A 23963-nucleotide genomic window follows, 5' to 3' on the forward strand; every position below is an offset into this window, starting at 1 on the left:
CGGCGGGGCGCGGGTCGTCGTACTGGAACGGCGCACCGGACCCCTCACCGAGTCGCGGGCCACGACGCTGCACGCCCGCACCATGGACCGCGCCGGGGCGTGGTTCGGTGGAGGCCGGCGGCGGGTCAGGACCGCCGTCCGCACCGGATGGGGAGCCGGTCAGGAACTCCCCCGTTCAGGGCCGCGGTGGCGGTACTTCCGGGCCGCCGCCGCGGGGATCAGCCCGCGAGGCGCGGGAGTTCGCGGGTGCGGCCGAGCGAGCCCAGCCACTTCGCGGAGTCGCGGGCGGTGCGCTCGAACGTCTCCAGGTTCACGGCGATCAGGCCGAAGGTCGGCTTGAACGAGCCCCACTCGTAGTTGTCGAGCGCGCTCCACGCCAGGTAGCCCTGGATGTTGAGGCCGTCCTCCAGGCCGGCGGCGACCTCGTTCAGCGCACCGGCGTAGTAGTCGGAGCGGCGGGCGTCGTCGTCGGTGGCGATGCCGTTCTCGGTCACGATCAGCGCGACCTCGGGGCCGACCAGTTCGGCGGTGTGGCGCAGGGCGTGGCCGACCGCGCTGGGGTAGTACTCCCACTGCGTGAGGGTGCGCTCGACGTCTGCGGGCGCCGGGATCGGGCCGTCGGCGCCGATCTTCGTACGGGTGTAGGACTGCACGCCGATCCAGTCGTCGCCGCGCGAGGCCTCGATGAAGACGTCCTCGCGGGGCTGGCGGTAGGCGGCGGTGACCGCCTCGGCGCCGGGCTCGGCCTGGTAGACCTGGTTGGCGACGGACCAGCCGACCTTGATCGACGGGTCGATCGCGCGGACCTCCTGCACGGCCGCGTGGTGCGCGGCGATGACGGCGACGGTGGTGTCCTCGTCGGGGAAGGGCAGACCGGCCGGCGGGAAGCCGATCTCGCCGCGCTTGGCGAGGCCCGCCATCACGGCGATCATGTTCGGCTCGTTGATGGTGCAGACGTGGCTGACGTCCGAGGCGATGACCGGGGCGCAGGCCGAGACGTACCGGGCGAACAGCTCGACGGCGCCCTCGGCGGTCCAGCCGCCGCGCGCCTCGAACCACTGCGGGACGGTGAAGTGGTGCAGGGTGACCATCGGGCGCAGGCCGCGGGCCACGGCGCCTTCCACCATGCGGCGGTAGTGAGCCAGCTCGGCGCGGGAGAAGTGGCCCTCGGCCGGCTCGATGCGCGCCCACTCGATCGAGAACCGGTAGTCGGTGAAGCCGAGGGAGGCCAGCAGGTCCATGTCCTCGTCCCAGCGGTGGTAGCTGTCACACGCGTCGAGGCTCGGCTCCTGGATGTTGGTGCCGGTGGAGTGCTCCTTGACCCACCAGTCGCTGTTGGTGTTGTTGCCCTCGATCTGGTGGGCGGCGGTGGAGGCGCCCCACAGGAAGCCTTCGGGGAACTGGACCGGGGTGTGCGTCATCGCGGAGTGTCTTTCTGGTGCGTGAGGGGGCGGGCTCGCGGCTCTCCGTGCGCGGCCCGTGCGGGGTGGTGCGGGTGGTGAGGGTGGTGCGTGGTGGTGCGGGGTCAGGGGGTCCGCGCCGGGCGGGGCGCGGACCGGGACGACCGGACGTGCGGGCGGTCGGGCCCTACTTCATGCCGGCAGTGGCGATGCCCTGGGTGAAGTGGCGCTGCAGGGCGATGAAGAGGATCAGTACCGGCAGGACGACGAGGAAGGCACCGGCCATCAGCACGCCGTTCGATCCGCCGGCCTTGTTCGGGTCGGTGGCGAAGGTCGCGAGCGCGACCGGCAGCGTGTACTTGTCCGGGTCGTTGGTCGCGATCAGCGGCCAGACGAAGTTGTTCCAGGAGCCGAGGAAGGTGAAGATCGAGAGCGTCGCGAGAGCGGGCTTCACCAGCGGCATGACGATCCGCCAGAAGATGTACCACTCGCCGGCGCCGTCCATCCGGGCCGCTTCCAGCAGCTCGTCCGGGATCGACTGCATGAACTGCCGCATCAGGAAGACCCCGAAGGCGCCCGCCGCGAACGGCAGCACCAGACCGGCGTACGAGTCGATCAGACCGAGCTTGCTCATCAGGACGAAGAGCGGCAGCAGCATCAGGTTGCCGGGCACCATCAGCGCGCCCAGCACCAGACCGAAGATCTTGTTCTGGCCGGCGAACTTCAGCTTGGCCAGCGCGTAGCCGAGCATCGAGCAGAACACCAGATTGCAGACGGTGACCAGCACCGCCACGATCACGGAGTTCATGAAGTAGAGCGGCAGGTCCAGCTTGTCGAGCAGTTCGCGGAAGTTGTCCAGTGTCCAGGTGGACGGGACCCAGACCGGCGGGCTGGCCGAGAGGTCGGCGGGGGTCTTGAAGGCAGAGACCGCCATCCACAGGAACGGCGCCGACATGACCAGCAGGGCGACCGAGAGCAGTACGTACACGAGGACGCGGCCGGGCCGGACGCCGGTGCGCGGACCCGTCGCCTTCGACGCGGAGTTCCAGGGCGAGGGCTGTTCCTCCGACGGCGCCGTCCGCAGCGTGCCGGGTGCGTTGGTGGCGCTCATTTGGTGTTGTCCTTCAGCAGTCGGAGCTGGAGCACCGTGATGGCCATGATCACCACGAACAGGACGTACGCCATGGCGCTGGCGTAACCCATGTGGAAGAAGTTGAAGCCTTCGCGGTACATGTTCAGCGAGACGGTGAGGGTGGAGTCGGAGGGCCCGCCCTGGGTCATCACGAACGGTTCCTCGAAGACGTTGAGGTAGCCGATGGTGGTGATGATCGTGGCGTAGAGCATCGTCGGCCGCAGCAGCGGGACGGTGATGCCCTTGAACTCGCCCCAGACTCCGGCGCCGTCGAGCCGTGCGGCCTCCCGGACCTCGGTCGGGATGGCCTGGAGTCCGGCGATGAAGAGCACCATGACCGTGCCGACGTTCCGCCAGACCGCCATGGCGATCATCGACGGCATGGCGAGCGCCTCGGACCCGAGGAAGTCCGGCCCGGTCAGGCCGACTTCGGAGAAGAGGCCCGCGATCAGGCCGTCGCTCGGGTCGAGCACGAACCGCCACACCACGGCGACCGCGACGATGGTGGTGACCACGGGGACGTAGAAGCCCACCCGGAAGAACGTCCGCGCGCGGTCGATGCCGTTGTTCAGCAGTACGGCGACGACCAGGCCGATCCCGATGGTCAGCGGCACGCCGACGACCACGAAGTACCCGGTGTTGAGCAGCGACCGCAGGAACTTGTCGTCACCGAAGAGGTCGACGTAGTTCTCGAAGCCGATGAAGTTCGCGTCCCAAGGGTGCGTCACGTTGCGCAGCCCGAAGTCCGTGAAGCTCATCACCAGGGTGGCGAGGATCGGGAAGGCCATGAAGACGAGGAAGAGGACGAGGAACGGGGTGGAGAAGAGCCAGCCCGCCGCGTTCTGCCTCCCCAGCGGCTTCCTGCGGACCTTGCGGCCCTGGGATGCGCCGGGCCCGGCGGCGGGCGACTTCGCGGTCGCCCGCCGGTCCGGTCCCTTGGCCGTCTGCGCGGCCTTTCCGGTCACGGTGCTCATGGCTCCTACTTCACGAGGCTTTCGATCTGGGACTGCGCGGTCTTCAGCGCGTCCTCGGCCGAGGCCTTGCCCTGGGTCACCTTGGCGATGGCCTGGTCGACCTTGTCGGTGATCTCGGTCCAGTTCGAGAGCGACGGGGACGCCTTGGCGGTGTCCATCTGCTTCTTGAAGACCTGGAGGTTGGCGTCGCCGGCCAGGTCGCCGGACTCCCACGCGGTGGTGTTGGCCGGCAGGTCCTTGGTGCGCTTGTACCAGTCGGCCTGGCCCTCGGTACCGGTCAGGTAGGTGATGAAGGCGGTGGCCGCGGCCTTGTGCTCGCTGTCCTTGGAGATCACCAGGGAGGAGCCGCCCGCCATCGAGGTCGAGGACTCGTCGGCCGGCACGTTCGCCACGGCCCACTTGCCCTTCAGCTGCGGCTGGCCCTCGTCGAGGAGGGTCACGTGCCACGGACCGCCGAAGAACATCGGGACGCGGCCGTTGCCGAAGTCCTTCACCACGTCGTAGCCGGGAGCCACGGACTTGTTGGAGAGGCCCTTGTCGAAGTAGGAGCCGTACTCCTTGAGCGCCTTGACGGCGGCCGGGCTGTCGATGACGACGTCGCCCTTGTCGTCGACGATCTCGCCGCCGGCCGAGTACAGGAAGGAGTAGAAGTTCTGCACCGTGTCCAGGCCGCTGGGCTGGATGGAGAGGCCCCACTTGGTGTCCGCGTCCTTCTGGTACGCGGTGGCGAGGGCCTTCATCTCCTTCCAGGTGGTCGGGGCCTTGGTGATGCCGGCCTTCTTCGCCAGGTCGGTGCGGTAGTAGAGGACCCGCGTGTCGACGTACCACGGCACGCCGTAGGCGGTGCCGTCCACCTCGCCCTGGCTCCAGCCCGAGGGGAAGAAGTCCTTCTCGTCGAAGGTCTTGGTGTCGACCGGCTCCAGCACCCCGAGCTCGGAGAACTCGCCCATGTAACTGCCGCCCATCTGGGCCACGTCCGGCATGGTGCCGGCGGCAGCGGCGGATACCAGCTTCTGGTGGGCGACGTCCCAGCCGACCGGCGTCACCTTCACGGTGATGTTCGGGTTGGCCTTCTCGTAGACCTTGGCGACATCGGCGAGCTTCTCGCCCTCGGCACCCATGGCCCAGACGGTCAGCGTCTGCTTCTTGTCGGCTGCGACGGAGTCGCCCCCCGAGCCGCCGCAGGCGGTGATGCCGAAAGCGAGAGCAGCGGCCATCCCGGCGGAGACGGTGATTCTGGCGGTGCGGGGCATGGAGGGCTCCTCCTTGAGCGATCCGAATGTATGCGCTGCCTGTAAGCGCATACATCACTCTGCGACAAGCCTTCGGAAATCCGCAAGGGGGTTCTGTGTCACATTCCGGCAAAGTGCCGGACGCGGGGAAGTCGGCCCTTTCGAACGGTAAGCGGCATGTATGTGAAAGATGAACCAGTGTGACCGGTTCGTCAGGCTCATCCGCGGGTGGCAGCCGGGCCGGAGAGGTCGTTACTGTCGCGCGCATGCCCTCACTCGCCCACGCGTACTCCTTCGATCCCCGGCACGGCCACACCCGCGAGAGCCTGCTGAAGGTCCCCGCCCCCACCGCACCCGGGGACTTCGAGACGTTCTGGCGCGCCCGGTACGAGGAAGCCCGCGCGGTCGACACGGCGCCGGAACTCGGCCCGGTGGAGGAGGAGCGGGACGGGGTACGCGTCCACGGGGTGACGTACACCTCGGTCGGCGGGGTACGGCTCGGCGGCTGGGCCGCCCTGCCGTACGGGCCGGTGCCGGGCGGCACGCCCGCGGCCGGGAGCGTCGGCCGTGCCCGGTACGGCTTCGTCGTCGGGCACGGATACGGCGGACGCGACCGCCCCGGACCGGATCTTCCGCTGCCGTTGCCGGGGGCGGCGGCCATCCTGCCCTGCGTACGGGGGATGGGCACCCGAGGACGGGTCGCGGGCATCCCGGACACCGCCGAGGCGCACGTCCTGCACGGCATCGGCGCCCGCGACACGTACGTCATCGGTGACTGCGTGGCCGACCTCTGGTGCGCCGCCTCCGCGCTGCTCACGCTCCTGCCGGAACTGGACCGGCCCGAAGCGCCCCGCCTCGGCTACCTCGGCGAGAGCTTCGGCGGCGGGCTGGGCGCCCTCGCGCTGCCCTGGGACGAACGGTTCGGCGCCGCCCAGCTCACCGTGCCGACCTTCGGCAACCATCCGCTGCGCCTCACGCTCCCGTGCACCGGCAGCGGCGAGGCGGTACGCGCCCACCACCGGGCGCACCCCGAGGTCACCGAGGTGCTGGCCTACTTCGACGCCGCGACGGCCGCGACGCGGCTGACCGTCGCGACCCTGGTCGCGGCTGCCCTGTTCGACCCCGCCGTACCGCCGCCCGGCCAGTTCGCCGTCCACAACGCGCTGGCCGGGGAGCGGGAGCTCCGGGTGCTGACCGCCGGGCACTTCGCGTACCGGGGCATCGCGAAGGAGATCCGCGAGCTGCGCGCGCACCGGGAGCGGTTCTTCCGCGAGCACCTCGGGGGGTGAGCGGGGGCGCGGCGGGGAAGCGCGTGCCGGTGTGCGTCAGCGGCCCCGGCGGACGCGGCCCGCGCGCCGGCTGACGCCCACCAGGGCGATTCCGGCGAGCAGGGCCGGACTCCAGACCGGGTAGACCGACCGGACGCCCCTGGACGTGCCGCCCGTGAGCAGCAGGAAGAGGCCCTGTACGAGCAGGGAGAAGGCCATCAGCAGTTGGCCCCGGCCGAAGAGGCGGACGCGGCGGACCCGCCCGCGGTTGAACGGGAGTACCCAGCCCCGCGCGACCGAGGCGACGCCGGAAGCACCGAAGGCCAGGGCGAGTACGACCAGAGGTATGCCCACGTAGAACTTCATGATCCCCCGGTTCGCGCCGGGCCCACGCCCGCCGACGGCGAGATCGTGGCAGCCACCGCCGCACCCGTCCACCGGCTCGGCGTCTTCCTGACGCGGCGCCCGTGGGCGCCCCCTACCCGCAGCCGCAGCTCTCGCGGCGGGCCAGGGTCACCGGGAGCTCCACCGAGACGGGGTCGCGGCCGGCGTCGCCGAGGCGCCGCACCAGCAGCTCCGCCGCCTCTTCGCCGAGCCGCCGTATCGGCTGGCGGACCGTGGTCAGGGTGGGACGCACGAGCCGGCTCAGCGGGATGCCGTCGAAGCCGGTCACCGCGATGTCCTCCGGCACCCGCACGCCCCGGCGTTCCAGCGCCTGGAGGGCCCCCACGGCCATCTGGTCGTTGGCGAAGAGCATCGCCTCGGGCCGGACGCTCCCGGCCCGGTCCGCACGGTCGAGCAGCGCCTCGGCGGCGCGGGCGCCCTCCGCCTGGGTCATCATCGCGACGCGCAGTTCGGGCTGGTCCGGTACGGGCAGCCCGGTCTCCCGGCACGCCTGCCGGAAGCCGTCGAACCGGGCCTCCGCGTCGGGGGAGTCCGCCTCGCCGCCGACGAAGACGAGCCGGCGCAGCCCGTGGTCGTCGATGAGGTGCCGGGCGAGTTCGCGTTCCCCGTCCCGGTTGGCCACCTCCACGTGGTCGAGGTGGTCTATCTCGCGGGGTCCGGCGAGCATCACGACCGGGAGGCGGCGCGAGATGACGTCGAGGTCCTCGGTCGGCACGGTCCGCGCGAGGACGGCGAAGCCGTCGACCCGTCCCGCGACCTTGGCCACCAGGCTCTCCGGTCCGCCGTCCAGCGAGGCGGCGATCAGGAGGGCGTAGCCGTGCCGGCGGGCGGCCCGTTCCATGCCCCGGATGATCTGGTCGGAGTAGAGCATCACCGCGTTGTCGTCGTCGCCGTCGCTCAGGGCCGCCGCCGTCTCGGCGTCCGGGTCGGCGTAGTCGGGGAAGCACAGGCCGAGTACGCCCGTGGTGCGGCTGGCCAGACCCCGGGCGTTCCCGCTCGGCACGTAACCCAGTTCGCGTGCCGCCGCCAGGACCCGTTCCCGGGTCTGGGGCCGGACCGAGTCCGGGGTGCGGTACACACGGGAGACCGTGGCGATGGAGACGCCGGACCGTTCCGCGACGTCGTACACCGTGGGGGCGCTCACTCGACCGGGACCGTCCGCTTCTTCGTTCGTGGCCGCATGCCCGAAGCATGCTCCGACTGCCTGGCTGCCTCTGATGCCGTATCGCGCACGATCGGAACATGCGTGATGAAAGCGCATTCACCCTAGATCGCGGGGGTGTGGAGGCACAAGGTGACGTTCAGGACATCACCCGAAGAGGTGGGGCGGGGTTCGGTGCCCCGGCCGGCCGACGGGCGCTCGCGCGCGGGGTCGCCGAGGGCCGGGGTTCGGGCGGACGGACGGGTCGGGCGGGCGGGCCGGACGGGTCGGACGGGCGGGCGGGTCGGGCGGGCCGCCGGACGGGTCGGACGGGCGGGCCGGACGGGGCGGGCAAATCGGCCTGGCGGGCAACCCGGAAGGGCCGGGCGGGCAACCCGGAAGGGTCGGACGGGTCGGACTTCGAACGGCGGAATATCGACAGGCAAACTTGCAAGATGGGCTACCCATCTTCTAGGCTTGTTGATATGCCCGATTCGACCGAAATCCCAGCCGTGCAGCCGACCACGCCGCATGCGGACGACCCCGCTCCGGACGTGCTCGCCGTGCGGCTCGCATCGGTGGTGAGCAGGCTGCTCCGCAAGCTGCGCACCGAGTCCGCGGAGAGCCTCCTCACTCCGTCGCAGCGGTCCGTGCTGGCCCGGCTGGAGAGCGACGGGCCCGCCACCACGGCGGCCCTCGCGCGTGCGGAGTACGTACGCCCGCAGTCCATGCGGCTGACGCTCGCCGCGCTGGAGAGCCAGGATCTGGTCGAACGGGCCCCCGACCCCGAGGACGGGCGCAAGTCGCTCGTCTCCGTCAACGACGCGGGCCGGGCCACGCTCGCCGGTCTCCGGGCCGCCAAGCACGACTGGCTGGCCGAGGCGCTCGCCGCGGGAATGGACGAGTCCGAGCGGCAGGTCCTCGCGAAGGCGGTCCCCCTTCTCGACCGGCTGGTGGAGCAGTGAGCGCCGCACGCGGCACCGAGGCCGTGACCCCGCCGCTCATACCCCCGGCGGCGACCGGAACCCCCGGTCCCGCCGCCCTGGTCAAGGCCGAGGGCACCGCCCCCTCGGCCCCGGCCCCCGAGACGCCCGGCTTCGGCGCCCGGCTGACGGCTCCGCTGCTGATCGGGTCGCTGGTCAACCCGCTCAACACCACCATGATCTCGACCGCCCTGGTCGCGATCGGGCACAGCTACTCCGTGGGCGCGGCCGGCACCGCCTGGCTGATCTCCGTCCTCTACCTCACCAGCGCCGTCGCGCAGCCGGTGCTCGGCAAGCTCGCCGACTCCATCGGCCCGCGCCGGGTCTTCGTCGCCGGGCTGATCGTGGTCCTGGTCTCCGGGCTGGTGGGCGCCTTCGCCCTCTCCTTCACCTGGCTGCTGGTCTCCCGGCTGCTGCTGGGCATCGGCAGCGCCGCCGCCTATCCGGCCTCGATGGCGATCCTGCGCCACGAGGGCCTGCGGGTCGGCCGTACGCCGCCGCGCCCGGTCCTCGCCCGGCTCTCGTTCGCCGCGGTCGGCAGCACCGCCGTCGGCCCGACGCTCGGCGGCGTGCTGGTGATGCTCGTCGGCTGGCGGGGCATCTTCGCGGTCAACGTGCCTGTCGCGCTGATCGCGCTCGTCACCGCGATCCGGTGGATCCCGGCCGACCGGCCCCGTGCGCGCGCCGAGGACGGCAGCCGCCCGAAGGCGTCCATCGACCCGCTCGGCATCGGGCTCTTCTCCACCGCCCTGACGCTGCTCGCCTTCTTCCTGCTCGACCTGGCCCACCCGCAGTGGTGGCTGCTGCTTCCCTTCGCGGTGGTCGGCGCCGTACTGATCCGGTGGCAGCTGCGTACCCCCGCGCCCTTCATCGACCTGCGGGTGCTCGTCTCCAACGGCGCGCTCACCCGTACGTACCTGCGGCACGGTCTCGGGTACCTGCTCGTCTACTGCGTGATGTACGGCCTGACGCAGTGGCTGGAGGAGGTCCGCGGGTTCTCCTCCGGCGAGACCGGGCTGCTGATGCTCCCGATGTCCGTCGCCGCCCTGGCCTGCTCGCTCCTCGGAGCCCGTACGAAGGGCATCCGGGGGCCGCTCACGCTGGCCTGCCTGCTGCTCGCCGGCGGGGCCGTGCTGCTGGGCTTCCTCTCCGGGAGCTCCCCGCTCGTCCTGCTGCTGGTGGTGGGAGCCTGCTTCGGCATCCCGCAGGGGCTGATCGGTACCAGCAATCAGGCGGCGGTGGCCCAGTTCGCCCCGGCCGAGTCCATCGGCTCGGCCGCCGGGCTCCAGCGCACCGCGCAGTACATCGGCGCGATCACCGCCTCCAGCATGATCGCCCTCGCCTACGGCCAGGCCGCCACCGACGCCGGTCTCCACCTCATGGCGTGGATCGCCGCCGGACTCGGGGTATTGCTGATCGTCCTGACCCTCACCGACCGCGCGTTGCGCACCCCGCACGCCTCCTGAAGACCGCACCACCCGACCCACCGCACCGCCCCGGCCCCCGTACCCGACGGGCCGGACCACAGATCAAGGAGTACGTCCCATGACCGCCACCACCCTCGACGCGAAGACCGCGCTCGTCGTCATCGACCTGCAGAAGGGCATCCTGGAGCTCCCGATCATCCACTCGGGTGACGAGATCGTCGCCAAGGCCGCCGAGCTCGCCGATGCCTTCCGCGCCAAGGACCTGCCCGTCGTCCTGGTCCGCGTGACCGGCGGCGCCCCGGGCCGCACCGAGGCCGGCCACGGCGGCGGCCGGCCGCCGGCCGACTGGGCCGACCTGGTCCCCGGCCTCGGCCGCCAGGACAGCGACATCGTCGTCACCAAGCAGCAGTGGGGCGCCTTCTACGGCACCGACCTGGACCTCCAGCTGCGCCGCCGGGGCGTCACCCAGATCGTGCTGCTCGGTGTCGCCACCAGCATCGGTGTCGAGTCCACCGCCCGCTTCGCGCACGAGTACGGCTACCACGTCACCGTCGTGACCGACGCGATCAGCGACATGGACGCCGGCTCCCACGCCAACTCCGTCGAGAAGGTCTTCCCGCGCCTCGGTGAGACCGCCACCACCGCGGAGATCATCAAGCTCCTCGGCTGATCCCTCCCCGTACCCGGCCTGCGCGCTCCTGCCGCGTACGGCCGGTACGCGCACCGTGCCCCGGGCCCCGGCGAGACCGCCGGACCCGGGGCACGGGTGCGTCCGGAGCCCCGGCGGCGGGCCCGGACCCGGACGGCCGCACGCGTGTACCTCCGCGCGGGTGAGGTTTCCCGGCGGGCCGACGTGTCGGTGACGACCCACGCGCGCAGGCGCTTTCAGTGGGGAGGCGCAATCGGTGTGATCAACCGTTTATGCCATCAGATCGTCAGATGACTGTCATCCGGTCCATTCCGGTACGGGGTGGACCGTTCCGGCCCCGGAGGTATCAGCCATGTCCCACGTCGGCGTCCCGCGCGGGACCGTCCGCAAGCGCCGCACCCTCGCGCTGTTCACCGCGGGTGTGCTCACGATCCCGGCGCTGGCCGGCTGCGACTCCGGCGGGGAGAAGTCCGCCGCCGGAGTCCCCCAGGACATCGCCCCGACCGCCCGGGGAGCCATCGCCCAGGGGTCCACCCTCAACTGGGCCGTCGACGCGGTGCCCGCCACGCTCAACACCTTCCAGGCGGACGCGGACAGCACCACCACCCGGATCACCGGCGCCCTCCTGCCGAACCTCTTCCCGCTCGACGCGACGGGAGCGCCGAAGCTCAACCCGGACTACCTGGAATCCGCGAAGGTCATCGACCGGGAACCGAAGCAGGTCGTCCTCTACAAGCTCAACCAGCGGGCGGTGTGGAGCGACGGCCGCGAGATCGGCGCCCCGGACTTCGTCGCCCAGTGGCGGGCGCTGAACGGCAAGGACTCCGCGTACTGGACCGCGCGCAACGCCGGGTACGAGCGGATCGAGAAGATCGAACGCGGCCACGACGACCTCCAGGTCCGGGTCACCTTCTCGAAGCCGTACGGCGACTGGCGCTCGCTCTTCTCGCCGCTGTACCCGAAGGAGGTCATGGGATCCCCGGACTCCTTCAACGACGGCGCGCGCGCCACTCTGAAGAACACGGCCGGCCCGTTCAAGCTCCGGTCCGTGGACAAGGACTCCAAGACCGTCACCGTCGTCCGCGACCCCCGCTGGTGGGGCGGCGGGGCGAAGCTCGACAAGATCGTCTTCCGTGCGGTCGCTCCCCGGGACCGGGGCAAGGCGCTCACCGAGGGCACCGTGGACGTGGCCGACATCGACGGGCACGACGCGCAGCGCATCCGCCTCGCCGCCCGCGACGACGGCCGCAACGGCCGCCCGCTCGCCCAGGGCCCCCAGGCCGACCTCACCCCCGCCGCCGCCCTGCGCTCCTGGGCGCTCGCCCACGGCTCCGACGAGGAGGCGGCCGAGATCGCGCAGGCCTCCCGGGAGAAGGCCAAGGAGGCGATCGAGACGTACCGGGCCGAGCAGGCGGGCCTGCGCTCCTACGTCGTGCGCAAGTCCCTGGAGCCCGCCTACACACAGCTGGCGCTCAACGGGGAGTCCGGCCCGCTGGCCGACGAGCGGGTGCGGCGGGCGGTGGCCCGCGCGCTGGACCGCCAGGAGATCGCCGACTCCGTCCTGAAGCCGCTGGGACTGCCCTCCGAGCCGCTCGGCAGCCACCTCGCCATGCTCGGCCAGGCCGGCTACACGGACAGCAGCGGCGCCATCGGCGACCAGGACGCCGCGGAGGCCCTGGCGCTCCTGGCGGACGCGGGCTGGACACCGGGCGGCGGCGCCCGGAAGCCCAAGGGCACCGACGCGGGCAGCGAGGCCGGAGCCGCGAAGGCGTCCCCCTCGGCGGACGCCGACGACGCCTCCCAGGAGGCCGAGGACGGCGCGGCGGGCGCGGAGAGCACGGACGCCGCGACGACCGACACCGACGACAGCACCGCGCGGAGCGACACCGGGAGCACCGGTACCGGGACGGCCGACGCGGACGGTGCCGGGACGGCCACCACCACCGACAAGGCGACCGCTGACGCGGCCACCGCCGACAAGACCGACGCCGGCAAGGCCGCGTCCGACAAGACCGCCGCGGACGAGAAGGCCGACGCCGGGAACGCCGGGCGCTACGTCGTCGGGGACGACGGCAAGCCGGGCGACGACGACTCCGCCGCCCAGGCGTCCCTCCAGGACCGCAAGGCCGGGGGCGCCCCGGGCCTGTACGCCCCCGTGGGTACCGCCGCTCCGGCGAGGCCCGCGGCCCCGGCCCGGCACGCGGCCGTGCGGAGCCGGATCGGCAAGGACGGAAAGACGCTGAGCCTGCGGTTCGTGCTCCCCTCGGGGGCCGAGTCGGCCGCTCTGCGCAAGGTCGGCGAGAAGATCGCGGCCATGCTCGACTCCGTCGGCATCTCCACGGTGATCACCAAGGTCTCCGACGCGAGCTACTTCAAGGACCACATCGCCTCCGGCGAGTACGACCTGGCCCTGTACTCGTGGCCGGTCAGCGCCTACCCCGCCACGGACGGCCGGCCCATCTTCGCCAAGCCGGTGCCCGCCTCGGACGGATCGCTGGTCGTCGAGCAGAACTACACGCGGGTCGGCACCGACTACATCGACCAGCTCTTCGACCGCGCGGTGGCGACGCTGGACGAGAAGACGTCCCGTGACCTGATGAAGCAGGCGGACGCCCGGATCTGGGCCGCCGCGGGCTCGATCCCCCTCTACCAGCGTCCGCAGCTGGTGGCGGTCGACAAGAGGCTCGTGAACGTCGGCGCCTTCGGCTTCGGGACGCCTCGCTTCCAGGACATCGGGTTCAAGGACAAGAAGGCCGCGGGCGCCCCGGCGCGGCTGACCGAGTAGCCCCCGGGCCCCGCGCAGGGGCCACATCGGCCGTGAGTGCCCGCCGGACGCCTCCGGCGGGCACTCACGCGTCCGGCGTCCGGCGGGGGCCGGGGAGGCCCGGGGCAAGGGTGCGTACGGGGGTTCCGGCGGCCTCGGCGGGCCCCCGCGAGCCGGTCCGAGGCCGCCCCGGCCCCTGAATATCCGTTGAATCCTCGGGGAAGAGCGGTCTCGCGGATCGGGCCGGGAAGCCCCCCGCGCGGCTGGCCCGTACCATGGGACAAGCCGTGGCGTGTCAGCCCGGCGGGGCGTACGAGGACCTGAGACCGACTGCGACGCCTGATCCCACGATCCGAGAGAAGCGCATTCCACCCATGCCCACGCGCCACGACATCCGTAACGTAGCCATCGTCGCCCACGTCGACCACGGCAAGACCACGCTGGTCGACGCCATGCTCAAGCAGGCCGGTGCCTTCGCCGCGCACGCCGCCGAGAGCCTCGACGACCGCATGATGGACTCGAACGACCTGGAGCGTGAGAAGGGCATCACGATCCTCGCCAAGAACACGGCGGTGAAGTACCACCCCAAGGCCGGCGGGGAACCGATCACGATCAACATCATCGACACCCCCGGCCACGCCGACTTCGGTGGCGAGGTCGAGCGCGGCCTGTCGATGGTGGACGCGGTCGTCCTGCTCGTCGACGCCTCCGAGGGCCCGCTGCCGCAGACCCGCTTCGTGCTCCGCAAGGCGCTCGCCGCGAAGATGCCGGTCATCCTCTGCATCAACAAGACGGACCGTCCCGACTCCCGCATCGCGGAGGTCGTCGACGAGACGTACGACCTGTTCCTGGACCTGGACGCGGACGAGAACCAGATCGAGTTCCCGATCGTCTACGCCTGCGCCCGTGACGGCGTCGCCTCGCTGACCAAGCCGGAGGACGGCACCGTCCCGCCGGACAGCGAGGACCTGGAGCCCTTCTTCAACACCATCCTGGCGCACGTCCCGGCTCCGGAGTACGACGAGGCCGCGCCGCTCCAGGCCCACGTCACCAACCTGGACGCCGACAACTTCCTCGGCCGTATCGCGCTCTGCCGCGTCGAGCAGGGCGAGCTGCGCAAGGGCCAGACCGTCACCTGGATCAAGCGTGACGGCAGCCAGCAGAACGTCCGCATCACCGAGCTGCTGATGACCGAGGCGCTCACCCGCAAGCCGGCCGAGGTGGCGGGCCCCGGTGACATCTGCGCCATCGCCGGTATCGGCGACATCATGATCGGCGAGACGCTGGCCGACCCCGAGAACCCGATCGCGCTGCCGCTGATCACGGTCGACGAGCCGGCCATCTCGATGACCATCGGCACCAACACCTCGCCGCTCGTCGGCAAGGGCGGCAAGGGCCACAAGGTCACCGCCCGCCAGGTGAAGGACCGTCTGGACCGCGAGCTGATCGGTAACGTCTCGCTCCGCGTCCTCGACACCGAGCGCCCGGACGCCTGGGAGGTCCAGGGCCGCGGTGAGCTCGCGCTGGCCATCCTGGTCGAGCAGATGCGCCGTGAGGGCTTCGAGCTGACCGTCGGCAAGCCCGAGGTGGTCACCAAGCAGATCGACGGCAAGACGCACGAGCCCATCGAGCGCATGACCATCGACTCGCCCGACGAGCACCTGGGCGCCATCACCCAGCTCATGGCGACCCGCAAGGGCCGCATGGAGACCATGACGAACCACGGCTCCGGCTGGGTCCGCATGGAGTGGATCGTCCCGTCCCGCGGCCTCATCGGCTTCCGTACGGAGTTCCTGACCCAGACCCGCGGCACCGGCATCGCGCACTCCATCTTCGAGGGCCACGAGCCGTGGTTCGGCGAGCTGCGCACCCGTCACAACGGTTCGCTCGTCGCCGACCGCGCCGGCTCGGTGACGCCGTTCGCCATGGTCAACCTCCAGGAGCGCGGCATCATCTTCACGGAGGCCGGCACCGAGGTGTACGAGGGCATGATCATCGGCGAGAACTCCCGCGCCGACGACATGGACGTCAACATCACCAAGGAGAAGAAGCTCACCAACATGCGTGCGGCGTCCGCGGACACCACGGAGAACGTGGTCCCGGCCCGCAAGCTGTCCCTGGAGCAGTCCCTGGAGTTCTGCCGCGAGGACGAGTGCATCGAGGTGACCCCGGAGACCGTGCGCATCCGCAAGGTCGTCCTGGACGCCAAGGAGCGCGGTCGCACCGCGTCGCGCGCCAAGCGCTGATCACCGGTCACTCTCTGATCGCCGATCACTTTCGGCCACTGGCCGGAGATCGTGCACTCGGGATCGAACCCGATACAGAGCATTGACATGAGGCCCGGCCTCCCGCAGACACTGTGGGAGGCCGGGCCTTCGTCAATTGATTTTCGTCACTTCAGTGTCCGGTTATCGTGCGTTGCTCTCCGAAACCTGTGTTAACAGTCCGTTTCGGGGGTGTCTGTCTGGACTCAGTTTGTCCGGATTTCGGTCATAGGGGGTGAGGTGATGTTGTCAAACCGAGACCCTTTAAGTGTGGTTTACAGCCTCGCGGTGCCCAATAGTTGGCTCCATTGAGCTCGGGTCAATGGGTCACGCACTGTGGGGAGTGCGCCGACTCACGAGCACACTTGGGGCACCATCACCATCACCCTCAGAGGGGAGGGGATGGAAGAGAGGTGCCCCTCTTGTAGTCATAAGTGGACTCATGAGGAGGAAACCCATGCGCGGTGCCAAGAGCGCCAAGTGGGTCGCGGGAGCGGCCATCATCGCCCTGGCCGCGACGGCCTGTGGCGGCGGCGACGACGACAGCTCCAAGGGCAGCGAGAGCGCCAAGGGTGCGGTCGACGCGAACGGCATCTTCTCCGTCGAGGTCGGTGAGCCGCAGAACCCGCTGCAGCCGGCGAACACGATGGAGTCGAACGGCAGCATCGTCACGGACGCGATTTTCTCGCAGCTCGTCGACTACGACCCCACCGGCAAGCTCGAGATGGTCAACGCCGAGTCCGTGGACACCACCGACTCGAAGCTGTGGACCGTCAAGCTGAAGGCCGGCTGGAAGTTCCACGACGGCACCCCCGTCACGGCCGAGTCCTACGTCAAGGCCTGGAACTGGGCCGCGAACATCACGAACGCGCAGACCAACGCGTCGTGGTTCAGCGACATCAAGGGCTACGCGGACGTGCACCCCGACGGTGACGGCGCCAAGCCGAAGGCCGACGCCATGTCCGGCCTGAAGGTCGTGGACGACACCACCTTCACCATCGAGCTCAACTCCGCGCTGCCGTACTTCTCGTACAAGCTCGGCTACACGGTCTTCTCGCCGCTGCCCGAGTCCTTCTACGCCGACCCGAAGGCCGCCGGCGAGAAGCCGGTCGGCAACGGCGCGTACAAGTTCGTCAGCTGGGACCACAAGAAGCAGATCAAGGTTGTCCGCAACGACGACTACCAGGGTCCGGACAAGGCGAAGAACGGTGGTGTGATCTTCAAGAACTACACCACCCTCGAGACCGCGTACGAGGACCTGAAGTCCGACAACGTGGACGTCCTGCGTCAGATCGCGCCGAAGGACCTCCCGGTCTACCGCGACGACCTCGGTGACCGCGCCGTGGACGAGGCGTACTCGGCCATCCAGACGCTGGGTGTCGCCTTCTACTCGCCGACCTGGAAGAAGACCGACCCGAAGGTGCTCCAGGGCATCTCGGAGGCGATCGACCGGGACACCATCACCAAGACGGTCCTCCAGGGCACGCGTGAGCCCGCCACCGGCTGGGTCGCCAAGGGCGTCCTCGGCTTCCAGGACAACGCCGCGGGTGAGGTCACCACCTACAACCCGACCAAGGCCAAGGCCCTCATCAAGGAGGGTGGCGGTGTTCCGGGCAACAAGATCTTCATCCAGTTCAACGCCGACGGCGGTCACAAGGAGTGGGTGGAGGCCGTCTGCAACAGCATCACGCAGGCGACGGGCGTCCAGTGCGCCGGCGACTCGAAGACGGACTTCCAGGCCGACCTGAACGCGCGTGACGCGAAGGAGGTCAAGTCCTTCTACCGCAGTGGCTGGGTGCTGGACTACCCGGTCAACGCCAACTTCCTGAGCGACCTGTTCAAGACCGGCGCCGCGGGCAACCAGGGCGACTTCTCGAACGCGCAGCTCGACAAGGAGATCAAGGCCGCGGACTCCGCCGCCTCGCTCGACGAGTCGGTCAAGGCGTACCAGTCGATCGAGAAGGAACTGGTCAACTACATGCCGACCATTCCGCTCTGGTACTACAAGGTCAACGCCGGCTACTCGGACAAGGTCCAGAACGTCAAGTACGCCCAGGACGGCGACCCGATCCTGACCGAGGTCGAGGTCAAGAAGTAACACCGACGTAGTCAGCGGGCCGGTACCGGACCACCTGACATCGGACCTGTACCAAAGCCTGCACGCAGTGGCCGGGGGGCCCTTCCGCGCCTCGGACCGACCCATCGGGGAGGTCCGTCGCACGGGAGGGCCCGTCGGCTGCCGCTGCCGATTTACATGGAGGCACGATGGGGCGCTATGTCGTAAGGCGACTGCTCCAGATGATCCCGGTCTTCATCGGGACGACCCTGCTGATCTTCCTGATGGTGTACACGCTGCCCGGTGACCCCGTGCGCGGGCTCTTCGGGGACAAGGGAGCCGATCCGGCGACCCTTGCCGCGATGCGACACCAATTCGGGCTGGACCAGCCGATCCTGGTGCAGTACTGGGATTACATGCGGGGGATTCTTTTCCACTTCGACTTCGGTACCCAGATAGCGAGTGGACGGCCCGTCACCGACGTTCTCGGCGACGCGTTCCCGGTGACCCTGCGACTCGCGGGGATCGCTTTCGTCATCGAGATCGTCCTCGGTGTCGGACTCGGCATGATCGCCGGTCTGCGCGCGGGGCGCCTCACCGACAACGTCGTGCTCATCTTCACGCTGTTGATCATCTCCATGCCCGTCTTCGTGATCGGCTTCATCGTCAAGTCGGTGTTCGCGTTCCAGCTCGGCTGGATCTCGCCCAACGTCTCGAACGACGCCACGTGGGGTGAGCTCTTCACACCGGGCATCGTGCTCGGTTCGCTGTCACTCGCCTACGTCGCCCGGCTCACCCGGACGACCATGGCGGAGAACCTGCGCTCCGACTACATGCGCACCGCGATCGCCAAGGGCCTGCCCAAGCGCCGCATCGTGGGCGTGCACCTGATGCGCAACTCGCTGATCCCGGTCGTCACCTTCCTCGGCACCGACCTCGGCGCCCTGATGGGTGGAGCGGTCGTCACCGAGGGCCTGTTCAACGTGAAGGGAATCGGCGGCACCATCTTCGAGTCGATCGTCCGCCGCGAGGGCACCACCCTCGTCGGACTGGTCACCATCCTGGTGCTCGTCTACCTCGTCATGAGCCTCATCGTCGACCTGCTGTACGCGGTCCTGGACCCGAGGATCCGGTATGCCTGACATGACCAAGACCGCGACCACGCCCGAGGACCCGATGTCCGCGGCAGAGCCCGTCGAGGCCGTCAAGTCCGAGAAGGCGCGCAGCCTCTGGGGCGACGCCTGGATAGACCTGCGCCGCAACTGGTACTTCCTGGTGTCGGCGGTACTCATCCTGATCCTGCTCGTCATCACGGCGTTCCCGGGCTGGTTCACCAGCGCGTCGCCCACCACGGGCGACCTGGTGCACCACTTCCTGGGCAAGCCCGAACTGGGCAAGGTCGGTTCGGAAGGCTGGCTCGGCTACGACGGCCAGGGCCGCAGCGTCTTCGCCCGTGTCATCTACGGCACCCGTGCCTCGGTGATCGTCGGCGTCTCGGTGACGCTGCTCGTGACCGTCTTCGGTGGCCTGATCGGTATGCTCGCCGGTTACTTCGGCGGCTGGATCGACGCGGTGCTCTCCGGGTTCACCAACATCTTCCTGGGCGTGCCCTTCCTGCTCGGTTCGATGGTCGTGCTCCAGTCGTTCACCGAGCGCTCCATCTGGGTGGTCGTCCTGGCCCTGGCCTTCCTCGGCTGGACCCAGATCGCCCGCGTGATGCGCGGCGCGGTGATCACCGTCAAGCAGGCCGACTTCGTTCAGGCGGCCCGGGCACTGGGAGCGGGCACCAACCGCATCCTGTTCCGGCACATCCTGCCGAACGTCATGGCCCCGGTGATCGTCGTGGCGACCATCTCGCTCGGTGTTTACATCTCCGCCGAGGCGACCTTGTCCTACCTGGGCCTCGGCCTCGCCGCCCCCACGGTCTCGTGGGGCATGGACATCTCCGACGGTGCGGGCCAGATCCGGGTGGCGCAGCACATCCTGCTGTACCCGTCGATCATGCTCAGCATCACCGTCCTGGCGTTCATCATGCTCGGCGAAGCCGTCCGTAACGCCCTCGACCCGAAGACGCGATAAGGAGGGCGCACGTGACCAGCATCGATCAACTCGTAGAAATCCCGGCCGCGCGCTCGGGGGACGACCACGTCGGCCCCCTGCTCGAAGTACGTGACCTGCACGTGGAGTTCCACACCCGGGACGGTGTGGCCAAGGCCGTCAACGGTGTCAACTACTCGGTGAACGCCGGCGAGACGCTCGCGGTGCTCGGCGAGTCGGGCTCGGGCAAGTCCGTGACCGCGCAGGCGATCATGGGCATCCTCGACATGCCGCCGGGCAAGATCCCGCAGGGCGAGATCTTCTTCCGCGGCAAGGACATGCTCAAGATGTCCAACGAGGAGCGCCGGAACATCCGTGGCCAGAAGATCGCGATGATCTTCCAGGACGCGCTGTCCTCGCTCAACCCCGTGCTGAGCGTGGGCTATCAGCTCGGCGAGATGTTCCGGGTGCACCAGGGGCTCTCGAAGAAGCAGGCCCGGGCCAAGTCCATCGAGCTGATGGACCAGGTCAAGATCCCGGCCGCCGCCGCGCGTGTCTCGGACTACCCGCACCAGTTCTCCGGCGGCATGCGCCAGCGCATCATGATCGCCATGGCGCTGGCCCTGGAGCCCGACCTGATCATCGCCGACGAGCCGACCACGGCTCTCGACGTGACGGTCCAGGCCCAGGTCATGGACCTGCTCGCGGAGCTCCAGCGCGAGTACAACATGGGTCTCATCCTGATCACCCACGACCTCGGTGTGGTGGCGGACGTCGCCGACAAGATCGCCGTGATGTACGCGGGCCGGATCGTCGAGACCGCCCCGGTGCACGAGATCTACAAGGCGCCCGCGCACCCCTACACCAAGGGTCTGCTGGAGTCGATCCCGCGCCTCGACCAGAAGGGGCAGGAGCTCTTCGCGATCAAGGGCCTGCCGCCGAACCTGCTCAAGGTCCCCTCGGGCTGCGCGTTCAACCCGCGCTGCACGATGGCGCAGGACATCTGCCGTACCGAGATCCCGGTCCTGCACCAGGTGACCGACCGGGACGGCGCCGAGCAGGCCGGCCGAGGCAGCGCCTGTCACTTCTGGAAGGAGACGATCCATGGCTGACATCGAGAAGAAGTCCGTGGACGCGGTCCCGAGCGTCACCCCGGTGGAGACGGTCGACGCGGCGACGGAGGCCGAGGCGGTCGCCGCCATCGACGCCCCCGTGGCGCAGGGCGAGCCGATCCTTCAGGTCCGCAACCTGGTCAAGCACTTCCCGCTGACCCAGGGCATCCTGTTCAAGAAGCAGGTCGGCGCGGTCAAGGCCGTGGACGGCGTCTCGTTCGACCTGTACGCGGGCGAGACCCTCGGCATCGTGGGCGAGTCCGGCTGTGGCAAGTCCACGGTCGCCAAGCTCCTGATGACGCTGGAGCGGGCCACCGCCGGCGAGGTCTTCTACAAGGGCCAGGACATCACCAAGCTGTCCGGCCGGGCGCTGAAGGCGGTCCGCCGGAACATCCAGATGGTGTTCCAGGACCCGTACACCTCGCTGAACCCGCGCATGACGGTCGGCGACATCATCGGCGAGACCTACGAGATCCACCCCGAGGTGGCTCCCAAGGGCGACCGGCGCCGCAAGGTGCAGGAGCTGCTGGACGTCGTCGGCCTGAACCCGGAGTACATCAACCGGTATCCGCACCAGTTCTCCGGCGGTCAGCGCCAGCGCATCGGCATCGCCCGCGGCCTCGCGCTCAACCCGGAGATCATCATCTGCGACGAGCCGGTCTCCGCGCTCGACGTGTCGGTGCAGGCACAGGTCATCAACCTGATGGGGAAGCTGCAGGACGAGTTCAACCTCTCCTACCTCTTCATCGCGCACGACCTGTCCATCGTCCGGCACATCTCCGACCGGGTCGGGGTCATGTACCTCGGCAAGATGGCGGAGATCGGCTCGGACGAGGAGATCTACGACCACCCGACGCACCCCTACACCCAGGCGCTGCTGTCGGCGGTCCCGGTCCCCGACCCGGAGGCCCGCGAGGGCCGCGAGCGGATCATCCTCACCGGTGACGTCCCCTCGCCGGCGAACCCGCCGTCGGGATGCAGCTTCCGCACCCGCTGCTGGAAGGCGCAGGACAAGTGCGCGGTGGAGACCCCGCTGCTCGCGATCCCGGAGCGTTTCAAGGGCGCGGACACCCCGGCGGCGCACGCCTCGGCGTGCCACTTCGCCGAGGAGAAGGACGTCGTTCACGCGGCCTGATCCGGACACCCCCCGCACGGGCCCGTGCGCGCGGAACGCACCGACGTTCCCCGCGCACGGGCCCGTCGGCGTTCGCCCGTACGGGCCACGGGCAGCGGCGTGGTCCGTACGGGGCGGGGCCGCCCCCTGCGACGTCCGCGGCGAAGTCCCGCCCCGTACGGGCGCCGTGAACATGCGACCGGGGTGCGCATGGGTTCCCATGGGCTGAGCTACCCATAGGACTCATAGGAGGCACTCGATGCGCGGAGCCACACACGTCAAGTGGGCCGCATGCGCGGTGGCGGTCGCACTGGCGGCGACGGCCTGCGGCGGGGGCGGGGACAGCGGCGGGGGCGGTGGCAGCGGTGCCGACGGGATCGTGAGTTCCTCCTGGGGCGACCCGCAGAACCCGCTGGAGCCCGCGAACACCAACGAGGTGCAGGGCGGCAAGGTCCTCGACATGCTCTTCCGCGGTCTCAAGCGGTACGACCCGAAGACCGGCGAGGCCAAGAACATGCTGGCCGACAAGATCGAGTCCAGCGACGCGACGAACTACACGATCACGGTCAAGGACGGATGGACCTTCTCCAACGGCGAGAAGGTCACCGCGAAGTCCTTCGTCGACGCCTGGAACTACGGCTCCGCGCTGAAGAACAACCAGAAGAACGCCTACTTCTTCCAGTACATCGACGGCTACGAGAAGGTCCACCCCGAGAGCGGCTCCGCCTCCGCCACGACGCTCTCGGGCCTGAAGACCACCGGTGACCTGACCTTCACGGTGAAGCTGTCGCAGAAGTTCTCGCTCTGGCCCGACACCCTCGGCTACGCCGCGTTCTCGCCGCTGCCCCAGAGCTTCTTCGACGACCACGACGCCTGGCTCTCCAAGCCCGTCGGCAACGGCCCGTACACCATCGACAGTTACGCCAAGGGCTCGTCGATGAACCTGCGTCGCTGGGACGACTACCCGGGCGACGACAAGGCGGAGAACGGCGGCATCGATCTCAAGGTCTACACCGACAACAACACCGCCTACACCGACCTGACCGCGGGCAACCTCGACCTCGTCGACGACATCCCCGCCTCCCAGCTCGCCAACGTCCAGTCCGACCTCGGCGACCGCTACATCAACACCCCGGCCGGCATCATCCAGACCCTCGCCTTCCCCTTCTACGACAAGGAGTGGGACACCGAGAACGGCCGCAAGGTCCGCCAAGGGCTGTCGATGGCGATCAACCGCCAGCAGATCACCGACCAGATCTTCCACCAGACCCGGACCCCCGCCTCCGACTGGACCTCCCCGGTCCTCGGCGAGGAGGGCGGCTTCAAGAAGGGGCTGTGCGGCAAGGAGTGCGAGTACGACGCCGACGAGGCCAAGAAGATGATCAACGACGCCGGCGGCATCCCGGGCGGGCAGCTCAAGATCTCGTACAACGCGGACACCGGCTCCCACAAGGAGTGGGTCGACGCCGTGTGCAACAGCATCAACAGCGCCCTGGACAACAACCGGGCCTGCGTCGGCGGCCCGGTCGGCACCTTCGCCGACTTCCGCAACCAGGTCTCCCAGCAGAAGCTGACCGGTGCCTGGCGCGCGGGCTGGCAGATGGACTACCCGCTCATCCAGAACTTCCTCCAGCCGCTCTACTACACCAACGCCTCGTCCAACGACGGCAAGTGGAGCAACCAGGAGTTCGACGACCTCGTCGACAAGGCGAACGCCGAGACCGACAAGGCCACCGCGGTGAAGACCTTCCAGGACTCCGAGCAGGTGCTCGTCGAGCAGATGCCGGTCATCCCGCTCTGGTACCAGAACGGCAGCGCCGGCTACTCCGACCGCGTCTCGAACGTGGCGCTGAACGTCTTCAGCGTCCCCGTCTACAACGAGATCAAGGTCAAGTGACCCGCTGAAGCCGGGCGGCCGGCGCGGCTGCCTCCGAGGACGAGTCCGATCGCCGCGGCCAGGACGTAGAAGAAGACGGGCGCGTCGGCCGGCAGGAAGTAGGCGGCC

General features: G+C 69.5%; 18 protein-coding genes. 12 read left to right on the forward strand and 6 right to left on the reverse strand.

The window, feature by feature from the left end; all coding sequences use genetic code 11:
- Positions 1 to 218 precede the first annotated feature (218 nt).
- The 4 genes from ACWD3D_RS14430 to ACWD3D_RS14445 all read right to left on the reverse strand — a co-directional run bounded on the left by ACWD3D_RS14430 (position 219) and on the right by ACWD3D_RS14445 (position 4759).
- Positions 219 to 1421 carry a glycoside hydrolase family 1 protein gene (locus ACWD3D_RS14430; RefSeq protein ID WP_451461201.1) on the reverse strand — a complete coding sequence of 401 codons (1203 nt, stop codon included), beginning with the start codon at positions 1419 to 1421 and terminating at the stop codon, positions 219 to 221.
- 166 nt (positions 1422 to 1587) lie between these two features.
- Positions 1588 to 2511, reverse strand: a complete 924-nt coding sequence (locus ACWD3D_RS14435; protein ID WP_451461202.1) for a carbohydrate ABC transporter permease — start codon at positions 2509 to 2511, stop codon at positions 1588 to 1590.
- Positions 2508 to 3506: a carbohydrate ABC transporter permease gene (locus ACWD3D_RS14440; RefSeq protein WP_451461203.1), complete on the reverse strand. Its 999-nt coding sequence runs from the start codon at positions 3504 to 3506 to the stop codon at positions 2508 to 2510. Before ACWD3D_RS14440 ends, ACWD3D_RS14435 begins: the two co-directional genes overlap by 4 nt.
- 5 nt (positions 3507 to 3511) lie before the next feature.
- Positions 3512 to 4759 carry a sugar ABC transporter substrate-binding protein gene (locus ACWD3D_RS14445; protein WP_451461204.1) on the reverse strand — a complete coding sequence of 416 codons (1248 nt, stop codon included), beginning with the start codon at positions 4757 to 4759 and terminating at the stop codon, positions 3512 to 3514.
- Between the two features lie 245 nt (positions 4760 to 5004).
- On the opposite strand from ACWD3D_RS14445, the gene ACWD3D_RS14450 reads away from it, so the two are divergent.
- Positions 5005 to 6027: an acetylxylan esterase gene (locus ACWD3D_RS14450; RefSeq protein WP_451461205.1), complete on the forward strand. Its 1023-nt coding sequence runs from the start codon at positions 5005 to 5007 to the stop codon at positions 6025 to 6027.
- Between the two features lie 36 nt (positions 6028 to 6063).
- Here the strand turns inward: ACWD3D_RS14450 and ACWD3D_RS14455 are convergent, their stop codons facing one another.
- Complete coding sequence (locus tag ACWD3D_RS14455) at positions 6064 to 6372, reverse strand: hypothetical protein (RefSeq protein WP_451461206.1); 309 nt, start codon at positions 6370 to 6372, stop codon at positions 6064 to 6066.
- Between the two features lie 112 nt (positions 6373 to 6484).
- Complete coding sequence (locus ACWD3D_RS14460) at positions 6485 to 7555, reverse strand: LacI family DNA-binding transcriptional regulator (protein ID WP_451461207.1); 1071 nt, start codon at positions 7553 to 7555, stop codon at positions 6485 to 6487.
- A gap of 482 nt (positions 7556 to 8037) precedes the next feature.
- Here ACWD3D_RS14460 and ACWD3D_RS14465 point away from each other — a divergent pair, with 482 nt between their 5' ends.
- From ACWD3D_RS14465 to ACWD3D_RS14515, 11 genes are all read left to right on the forward strand, one after another.
- Positions 8038 to 8517, forward strand: coding sequence for a MarR family winged helix-turn-helix transcriptional regulator (locus tag ACWD3D_RS14465; RefSeq protein ID WP_451461208.1), 480 nt, complete (start codon positions 8038 to 8040; stop codon positions 8515 to 8517).
- Positions 8518 to 8594: 77 nt separating this feature from the next.
- Entirely contained in the window at positions 8595 to 10001 is a 1407-nt protein-coding gene (locus tag ACWD3D_RS14470; protein WP_451461218.1) for an MFS transporter, read from the forward strand.
- 79 nt (positions 10002 to 10080) lie between these two features.
- Entirely contained in the window at positions 10081 to 10632 is a 552-nt protein-coding gene (locus tag ACWD3D_RS14475) for an isochorismatase family protein (protein WP_451461209.1), read from the forward strand.
- A 331-nt stretch (positions 10633 to 10963) separates the two neighbouring features.
- Positions 10964 to 13396: an ABC transporter family substrate-binding protein gene (locus ACWD3D_RS14480; RefSeq protein WP_451461210.1), complete on the forward strand. Its 2433-nt coding sequence runs from the start codon at positions 10964 to 10966 to the stop codon at positions 13394 to 13396.
- Between the two features lie 353 nt (positions 13397 to 13749).
- Entirely contained in the window at positions 13750 to 15621 is a 1872-nt protein-coding gene (gene typA / locus ACWD3D_RS14485; protein ID WP_451461211.1) for a translational GTPase TypA, read from the forward strand.
- Between the two features lie 475 nt (positions 15622 to 16096).
- Positions 16097 to 17737 (forward strand): peptide ABC transporter substrate-binding protein, encoded by a 1641-nt coding sequence (locus tag ACWD3D_RS14490; RefSeq protein WP_451461212.1) that lies wholly within the window; start codon positions 16097 to 16099, stop codon positions 17735 to 17737.
- A gap of 167 nt (positions 17738 to 17904) precedes the next feature.
- Positions 17905 to 18837, forward strand: coding sequence for an ABC transporter permease (locus ACWD3D_RS14495; protein ID WP_451461213.1), 933 nt, complete (start codon positions 17905 to 17907; stop codon positions 18835 to 18837).
- Positions 18830 to 19774 carry an ABC transporter permease gene (locus tag ACWD3D_RS14500; RefSeq protein ID WP_451461214.1) on the forward strand — a complete coding sequence of 315 codons (945 nt, stop codon included), beginning with the start codon at positions 18830 to 18832 and terminating at the stop codon, positions 19772 to 19774. Before ACWD3D_RS14495 ends, ACWD3D_RS14500 begins: the two co-directional genes overlap by 8 nt.
- 11 nt (positions 19775 to 19785) lie before the next feature.
- Entirely contained in the window at positions 19786 to 20844 is a 1059-nt protein-coding gene (locus ACWD3D_RS14505) for an ABC transporter ATP-binding protein (protein WP_451461215.1), read from the forward strand.
- Positions 20837 to 21979: an ABC transporter ATP-binding protein gene (locus tag ACWD3D_RS14510; RefSeq protein WP_451461216.1), complete on the forward strand. Its 1143-nt coding sequence runs from the start codon at positions 20837 to 20839 to the stop codon at positions 21977 to 21979. Before ACWD3D_RS14505 ends, ACWD3D_RS14510 begins: the two co-directional genes overlap by 8 nt.
- Before the next feature lie 238 nt (positions 21980 to 22217).
- Positions 22218 to 23855 carry a peptide ABC transporter substrate-binding protein gene (locus ACWD3D_RS14515; RefSeq protein WP_451461217.1) on the forward strand — a complete coding sequence of 546 codons (1638 nt, stop codon included), beginning with the start codon at positions 22218 to 22220 and terminating at the stop codon, positions 23853 to 23855.
- The last annotated feature ends 108 nt before the right edge of the window (positions 23856 to 23963 follow it).

The sequence above is a fragment of the Streptomyces sp. NPDC002690 genome, assembly GCF_053592415.1.